This window comes from Streptomyces sp. NPDC002513 (assembly GCF_053595355.1).
Genome location: NZ_JBSFXK010000116.1, coordinates 1 through 7,206 on the forward strand (window position 1 = coordinate 1; position 7,206 = coordinate 7,206).

Genomic DNA, 7,206 nt, shown 5'->3' on the forward strand with positions numbered 1-7,206 from the left:
CTTCCATGCACGCCGACCGGCCAGCAAGATCGTTCGAGGCATCCCCCGCCAGCCCCACCCACCGAACACTGTCCGGTTCACCACCACGCTCTCACGGTCTTCCCGGGTTCGTAGCGTGGGGCTGGGCTGCGGTTTGGTGAGCCGGGTGGGCGTCCGGGGCCGGGCCGGGAGGGTTTCGGCACACCTGCGGGACGGGCGGGTTGGAGTCGCGGGAAGCGTTCGCCTCCATCGGCGAGCCGTCCACGGCCACCGCCGCCAGGTCCACCAGCCCGTGTCGGCCGCACAAGGCCAGCACCTGCACGAACAGCTTCTTCAAGGCGTCACGATGACGTCGCGAACCGCGCGACGGTGGAGTGGTCGACCCCGCGGTTCGCGGTGATAATGCGGCAGCCCACATCGTCCCAGCAGGCCTGCTCGATGCGGCGGGAGGAGCGTATGCCTTTGCTGTAGCAGTACAGGAGCAGCGCGACCAGGGTCACCGGCGGGTAGGCGGCGCCTCCCTGCCCGTCGGCGCGGTAGCCGTTCTCGAACGCCGAAAGATCGAGTTCCTCGACGACGTCGAGCACTCTCCAGCACAGGTGACCGGGCGGCAACCACTCCCGTGCACTCCGCGGCATCTCGAGATCACCTTCACGGTCGCACACCAGGAAGTTCCGCCCCACGAACCAAGAATCCGAGGCCTGCCCGGAAGCAGGAACCGAACAAGGAATCGCTCTTGACACCCGGCCGGGGGAGGTCATGCGACAGCCTCGCGGTCTTCGCGCGGAGGTGTCGGAACCCTCGACGGACCCTTGCGGGGGTGAGCCGGCGCGATGGAGTCGGCCGTTCCCAGGGGCGGCGGAGGTCCTCGGCGAGTGGTCGGGCGAGGCGGAGCTGGGTGTGGGCGGCGGTGATCAACCAGGTCCACAGGTCGGCGGTGTGCGGGTCGCGGACCTTGGGGACTGTCCAGCCGAGGGTCTGCTTGAACAGCCGGGAGGTGTGTTCCAGGTCGAATCTGCGGAGGAACGCCTGCCGGCGCAGGTCGACGTCCACGCCGGTCAGCCCGGTGCACGAGGACCACAGCCAGACCGGCTTCGGGTCGCGGTTCCCAGGCAGGTGATCGACCTTCAGCCGGATCAACGTGCCGTGGATCAACGGGAGTTCATCGCAGTGGTCGAGCCAGGGGCCACGGGCCTGTGAGCGGGGGTGCATCCGGTCCCAGGCGAGAGCTTCGGCCTTGCCGTAGCGGGTGGTGTCGCAGGCCGTGACCTGATCGGGGGTGTGCCAGGACTCCGGCTTGGAGAAGGTGAGGACACCTCCGTGGCGGTGCCCCCATCGCCGCACCGCCCGAAAGCCCACATGAGTCTGGGCAGTGCCGTGCCCAGCCCTATGCCTGTCGATGCCTTTGGGGATCGCACGTAGCGCTGCCGGGGCGGTAGTGGGTCCTACTCAACGTGCTCGTTTTACAACGTGCCCGAGGATGACGATGCCGACCGCGACACCGAGAAGCCAAGCGGAGTGAAGGCTGAGTGCGACGACCACCAGCATCGCTCCGACGCCCCACAGGCGGGGGAACCGCACAGCTGCCTGCAACCGGTGGCCGGGCATCCGTCCATGGATCAGTGCGTGGACACTCAGCGCGAAACATGCGATCGCCAGTGCCGTCATGCCTATCGCGCCCAGGAGCAATGAGAGATCGCTCGCGGTGAACCGGAAGACCATGCGTGCCCCCTCGTATGGCTGTCAGGGTACGCCGCATGAAGCTCCCTGCCAGCCCGCCCGCTCGGCCACGATCTCCTCACCCCTGAGCACGCTACTTGGCGAGCGGCGTGACGCCATCCGTGGGCGTCGAGCCAGCGCTGGGCAGTGGGGGCGAGGAGGTCGCCTTCCTCTGCGGAGCGCCTGACGCTGCTGCTGCGCCTGCCGTACCTGAGCGAGCGGCACCGGACCCGGGCGACGGACGCACTGTGACTCTCCACGACATCCGCCGGCTGAAAACTCCCGCGGCCCGCGGCCGGCCGTCCGGCGCCGTCCTCGGCGGTGGCGACGTCCAGGCCGAGGATCTCGCGGTGGCCGTCGGCGTTGACACCGACCGCGATCAGCGCGTGGATGTTGATGATGCGGCGGCCCTCGCGGGCCTTCCGGGTCAGCGGTTGGGTTTGGACAGATCCACTGACGCACGCAAACATCGAGGTCAGAGATGCAATTCACGACTCGCCCCACTCTTCAGGGCACCTTCGGCATGGTGTCCTCCACCCACTGGCTGGCCTCGCAGTCGGCGATGGCGGTGCTGGAGGACGGCGGCACGGCGTTCGACGCGGCCGTCGCCGGGGCATTCGTCCTGCATGTCGTGGAGCCCCACCTGAACGGGCCGGCCGGCGAGGTCCCGATCCTCCTCGCCCCGGCGGGCGGCGAGGTGCGGGTGCTGTGCGGGCAGGGCGTGGCACCCGCCGGAGCCACCGTCGCCCACTACCGGGATCTGGGCCTCGCACTGGTCCCCGGCACCGGGCCGCTCGCCGCGGCCGTCCCGGGCGCGTTCGACGCCTGGATGCTGCTGCTGCGCGACCACGGCACGAAGTCCCTCGCCGACGTCCTCGCGTACGCCATCGGCTACGCCGAGCACGGGCACGCGCCCGTGGAGCGCGTCGGCGAGACCGTCGAGAGCGTGCGGGAGCTGTTCGAGAGCGAGTGGACCTCGTCGGCCGAGATCTATCTGCCCGGCGGACGCGCGCCCCGGCCCGGTGCGCTGCTGCGCAATCCCGCGCTGGCCGCCACCTGGAAGCGGCTGCTCGCCGAGGTGTCCGGGGCCGGGGACCGGGTGGCGCAGATCGAGGCCGCCCGCGAGGTGTGGCGGTCCGGTTTCATCGCCGAGGCCCTGGTGCGGCAGGCGCGGCGGCCCACCCTGGACGTGACCGGCGAGCGCCACACCGGCACCCTCACGGCCGAGGACCTCGCCACCTGGTCCGCGACCTACGAGGCGCCGGCGACCTACGACTGGAACGGCTGGACGGTGTGCAAGGCCGGCCCCTGGAGCCAGGGCCCGGTCTTCCTCCAGCAGCTCGCCCTGCTCCCGCCCGAGCTGCCCCGATACGGGAGCGCCGACTACGTCCATCTGCTGATCGAGGGCTGCAAGCTCGCCATGGCCGACCGCGAGGCCTGGTACGGCGACGCCGCCGAGGTGCCCCTCGACGAGCTGCTGTCGGACGCGTACAACGCCGAGCGGCGTGCCCTGATCAGCGACAAGGCGTCGTACGAGCTGCGCCCCGGGGCCCCCTTGGGCTGTGTCCCGCGCCTGAGCCGGTACGCGCGTGTGGTCGCCGACGAGCCCGGTTTCGACCCGATGGGGATCGGCGAGCCGACGGTCGCCAAGCGCACCCCGTCCCCGCTGCCCGGCGATCCGGACGTCACCGCCGACGGGACGACCCGCGGCGACACCTGCCATCTCGACGTCGTCGACCGCTGGGGCAACATGGTCGCGGCCACTCCCAGCGGCGGCTGGCTGCAGTCGAACCCGGTGGTGCCCGAACTGGGCTTCCCGCTCGGCACCCGGCTCCAGATGACCTGGCTGGACGAGGGCCTGCCCAACTCCCTGACGCCCGGGCGTCGCCCCCGCACCACCCTCACCCCCTCGATCGCGCTGCGCGACGGCGTGCCCGTGCTGGCGTTCGGCACGCCCGGCGGCGACCAGCAGGACCAGTGGCAGCCGCACTTCTTCCTGGCGGCCGCCCTGCGCCCGCCGGTCCGCGGCGGCCTGGACCTACAGGGCGCCATCGACGCCCCGAACTGGCACAACGACAGCTTTCCCGGCTCCTTCTACCCGCGCGGCATGCGGCCCGGCAGCGTCACCGTCGAGTCGCGCACGGACCCCGCGGTCGTCGAGGAGCTGCGCCGACGCGGCCATGACATCACGCTCGGCGACGCCTGGTCCGAAGGGCGGCTGTGCGCGGTCGCCCGCGACCCGGAGACCGGTGTGCTCTCGGCAGCGGCGAACCCGCGCGGGATGCAGGGGTACGCGGTCGGACGCTGACCCCCGGGCGACGAGGCACCCGGTCACAGCGACGGGCGACGCCCGGCGGGCCGGGGCAGGTACTTTGTGTTCATGCCGATTCCACCGTGAGTGCACCGAACCGGTGGGGATTGTCAGTGCTGCGTGCTCTCATGGACGCATGATGATCGGAGACATCGAAACCATCGACGAGTTTCTCGCCCACCGCACGTCCGAGGTGGAGGACGCCCTCCGCACGGCGGCCGCCACCGAGATCATGCCACGCTTCCGCCGTCTCGCCGAGCACGAGATCGACGAGAAGAGCGGCCCCCACGACCTGGTCACGGACGCCGACCGCAAGGCCGAGGAGTATCTCACCGAGGCCCTGTCCAAGCTGCTGCCCGGCTCGGTCGTGGTGGGCGAGGAAGCGGTCCACGCCAATCCCGCGACCTACGACGCGCTGCGCGACGAGGCACCCGTGTGGATCGTCGACCCCGTCGACGGCACCCGCCAGTTCGTGCACGGCGACCCCGGATTCTGCACCCTGGTCGCGCTCGCCCAGGGGGGCGTCGTGCACGCCTCCTGGACCTACGCTCCGGCCCGCGACCAGCTCGCCACGGCGATACGGGGCGGGGGCGCGTTCCTCGACGGCAGGCGGCTGCACTCGGGCTCACCCGCGCCGGGCCGCGACCTGGAAGTGGCCACGTCCCACCCCTTCTACACGACGGACGAGCAGAAGCGCGCGCTCCTCGGCCTGCAGACGGAGGGCATCCGCCCGCGCTCGTGCGGCTCCGCCGGTCTGGAGTACCTGCACATCGCCCAGGGCCTGCTGGACGCCACGGCGTTCTGCTGGGAAGCGGCCTGGGACCACGCCGCGGGCCTGCTGCTGGTCGAGGAGGCGGGCGGCACCCACCGCACGATGGCGGGCGAACCCTTCCGCATCACCGGGGGCAACGCCCTGCCGTTCACCGCGGCCCGGGACGAGGCCACGGCCCGCCGGGTGCTGGAGCTGCTGTCCGCCCAGGTCTGAGAGCACCCTCGCCGAGGGGCGGGAACGCCCTGCCGGGAGCGAGTGCCCCGCAGGCCGCGAGCGCCGCGTCGGGCGCCGGAAACGGAAGTGCGGCATCCATCGAGGACCGGCCCTGCGCCCCTGCGGTGTCGGACCCCCGGCATATCCTGAGGGCCAGTGGCCGTCGGTGACGAAGGAGTCCGAAGGTGCCGTCGATGCTCGATGCGGTCGTGGTGGGGGCCGGACCCAACGGGCTGACGGCTGCCGTGGAGCTGGCCCGCCGGGGCTTCTCCGTGGCCGTCTTCGAGGCCCGCGACACCATCGGGGGCGGCGCCCGCACCGAGGAGCTGACACTGCCCGGCTTCCGGCACGACCCGTGCTCCGCCGCACACCCCCTCGGCATCAACTCGCCCGCCTTCAGAGCACTGCCCCTTCAGCGGTACGGCCTCACATGGCTGCACGCGGACCTGCCGATGGCCCACCCCTTCCCCGACGGCACCGCCGCGGTGCTGTCCCGGTCCGTGGCCGAGACGGCCGCCTCGTTCGGACCGCGTGACGCGGGGACGTACCGCCGGCTGGTCGAGCCCTTCCTCCGCCACTGGGACACGCTGGCCCGGGACTTCATGTCCCTGCCGCTCACCGCCCTCCCACGGGACCCAGTCACCCTGGCCCGCTTCGGCCTCGTCGGCCTGCCCCCCTCGACCTGGCTGATGCGCCGCTTCCACGACGAGCGGGCCAAGGCCCTGTTCGCCGGGCTCGTCGCCCATGTGATCGCCCCGCTCAACGGCTTCGCCACCGGCGGGATCGGCCTGGTCTTCGCGCTGGCCGCGCACGCCCGCGGCTGGCCGGTGGCCCGCGGCGGCTCCCAGTCCATCGTCGACGCGCTCGCCGCGTACCTCAAGGACCTCGGCGGCACCGTCCACACCGACTACGAGGTCAAGCGCCTCGACGACCTGCCCCCGGCGCGCGCGTACGTCTTCGACACCTCGCCCACCGCCCTGGCCCGGATCGCGGGCCTCGGGCGGTACTACGACACGTACCGGTACGGCCCCAGCGTCTTCAAGATCGACTACGCGCTGGACGGCCCCGTGCCGTGGACCGCGAAGGAACCGCGCGTCGCCGGAACCGTGCAGATCGGGGCCGACAGGCTGGAGATCGACACCGCCCTGCGCGCGGTGTCCCGGGAGGGCCGGGCGCCCGACCCCCCCTTCCTCATCACCGTGCAGCCCAGCGTCGCCGACCCCACCCGGGCGCCGCAGGGCAAACAGGTCTTCTGGGCGTACGGCCATGTGCCGAACGGCTGGCGAGGAGACCTCACCGACGCGATAGAACGCCAACTGGAGCGATTCGCACCGGGCTTCCGCGACCGCGTCCTCGCCCGCGCCACCGCGGGCCCGCCCGAACTGGCCGCCCGCAACGCCAACTACGTCGGCGGCGACATCGCCTCCGGCGCGGCATCCGGACTCCAGCTCCTGCTGCGCCCCAAACCGTCCCTGTTCCCGTACGGCACCCCGCACCCGGCCGTCTTCATCTGCTCGTCGGCCACCCCGCCGGGCCCCGGCGTACACGGCATGTCCGGCCACAACGCGGCGAAGGCCGTCTGGCGGAGGCTGAGACAGACATGACCGCCATCACGCTGATCCAGGGGGACATCACCCGGCAGAGCGCCGACGCGATCGTCAACGCGGCCAACTCCTCGCTGCTCGGCGGGGGAGGCGTGGACGGCGCGATCCACCGCCGCGGCGGCCCCGCGATCCTTCGGGAGTGCCGTGCCCTCCGCGCCTCCCACTACGGCAAGGGCCTGCCCACCGGCCAGGCGGTCGCCACCACGGCGGGGGAACTGGACGCGAGCTGGGTGATCCACACAGTCGGCCCGGTCTGGCAGATCGGCGGCGGCGACGCATCGCTTCTCGCGTCCTGCAACCGGGAGTCACTCCGCGTAGCCGACGAGCTGGGTGCCCGGACGGTCGCGTTCCCGGCGATCTCCACCGGCGTGTACCGGTGGCCGATGGACGATGCAGCTCGCATCGCGGTGGAGACGGTGCGAGCCACGGAAACGGAGGTCGAGGAGGTCAGGTTCGTCCTCTTCGACGAGCGGGCATACGCACTGTTCGCCGCGCAGCTCCGTTGAGGGAACCGTGGTTCAGCATGATCTAGCGCGGAACCCCGGGCGTTCACGCCCGGGAGGAAGCGCTTCTTAACACTGCTCTGACGTGCACGAGTGCACGGGTCT

6 protein-coding genes and 2 pseudogenes are annotated in these 7,206 nt (G+C 71.7%); 4 read left to right on the forward strand and 4 right to left on the reverse strand.

Annotation, left to right across the window (positions count from 1 at the left end; genetic code table 11):
* Positions 1 to 320: 320 nt before the first annotated feature.
* From ACWD5Q_RS34745 to ACWD5Q_RS34760, 4 genes and pseudogenes are all read right to left on the reverse strand, one after another.
* The gene (locus ACWD5Q_RS34745; protein WP_451431064.1) at positions 321 to 617 is read right to left on the reverse strand and encodes a transposase; all 297 of its coding nucleotides are present in this window, start codon (positions 615 to 617) and stop codon (positions 321 to 323) included.
* 142 nt (positions 618 to 759) lie between these two features.
* Positions 760 to 1,305 (reverse strand): annotated as a pseudogene (locus ACWD5Q_RS34750) (NF041680 family putative transposase); the annotation flags it as partial.
* A 123-nt stretch (positions 1,306 to 1,428) separates the two neighbouring features.
* A complete protein-coding gene (locus tag ACWD5Q_RS34755) occupies positions 1,429 to 1,701 on the reverse strand; it encodes a hypothetical protein (RefSeq protein WP_451431069.1) in 273 nt (90 codons plus the stop codon).
* A 299-nt stretch (positions 1,702 to 2,000) separates the two neighbouring features.
* A pseudogene (locus tag ACWD5Q_RS34760) lies at positions 2,001 to 2,129 on the reverse strand (transposase); the annotation flags it as partial.
* Between the two features lie 50 nt (positions 2,130 to 2,179).
* Here ACWD5Q_RS34760 and ACWD5Q_RS34765 point away from each other — a divergent pair.
* The 4 genes from ACWD5Q_RS34765 to ACWD5Q_RS34780 all read left to right on the forward strand — a co-directional run bounded on the left by ACWD5Q_RS34765 (position 2,180) and on the right by ACWD5Q_RS34780 (position 7,104).
* The gene (locus ACWD5Q_RS34765; RefSeq protein ID WP_451431065.1) at positions 2,180 to 4,006 is read left to right on the forward strand and encodes a gamma-glutamyltransferase family protein; all 1,827 of its coding nucleotides are present in this window, start codon (positions 2,180 to 2,182) and stop codon (positions 4,004 to 4,006) included.
* 142 nt (positions 4,007 to 4,148) lie between these two features.
* A complete protein-coding gene (locus ACWD5Q_RS34770; RefSeq protein ID WP_451431068.1) occupies positions 4,149 to 4,994 on the forward strand; it encodes an inositol monophosphatase family protein in 846 nt (281 codons plus the stop codon).
* 194 nt (positions 4,995 to 5,188) lie between these two features.
* Positions 5,189 to 6,598: a phytoene desaturase family protein gene (locus ACWD5Q_RS34775; protein WP_451431066.1), complete on the forward strand. Its 1,410-nt coding sequence runs from the start codon at positions 5,189 to 5,191 to the stop codon at positions 6,596 to 6,598.
* Complete coding sequence (locus tag ACWD5Q_RS34780; protein ID WP_451431067.1) at positions 6,595 to 7,104, forward strand: O-acetyl-ADP-ribose deacetylase; 510 nt, start codon at positions 6,595 to 6,597, stop codon at positions 7,102 to 7,104. The genes ACWD5Q_RS34775 and ACWD5Q_RS34780 overlap by 4 nt, the downstream gene beginning before the upstream one ends.
* The last annotated feature ends 102 nt before the right edge of the window (positions 7,105 to 7,206 follow it).

What these genes read in the sequence shown, in the direction of transcription:
- ACWD5Q_RS34745 (WP_451431064.1), bottom strand. Translation starts at nt 617, where the DNA reads ATGCCGCGGAGTGCACGGGAGTGGTTGCCGCCCGGTCACCTGTGCTGG.
- ACWD5Q_RS34755 (WP_451431069.1), bottom strand. Translation starts at nt 1,701, where the DNA reads ATGGTCTTCCGGTTCACCGCGAGCGATCTCTCATTGCTCCTGGGCGCG.
- ACWD5Q_RS34765 (WP_451431065.1), top strand. Translation starts at nt 2,180, where the DNA reads ATGCAATTCACGACTCGCCCCACTCTTCAGGGCACCTTCGGCATGGTG.
- ACWD5Q_RS34770 (WP_451431068.1), top strand. Translation starts at nt 4,149, where the DNA reads ATGATCGGAGACATCGAAACCATCGACGAGTTTCTCGCCCACCGCACG.
- ACWD5Q_RS34775 (WP_451431066.1), top strand. Translation starts at nt 5,189, where the DNA reads ATGCTCGATGCGGTCGTGGTGGGGGCCGGACCCAACGGGCTGACGGCT.
- ACWD5Q_RS34780 (WP_451431067.1), top strand. Translation starts at nt 6,595, where the DNA reads ATGACCGCCATCACGCTGATCCAGGGGGACATCACCCGGCAGAGCGCC.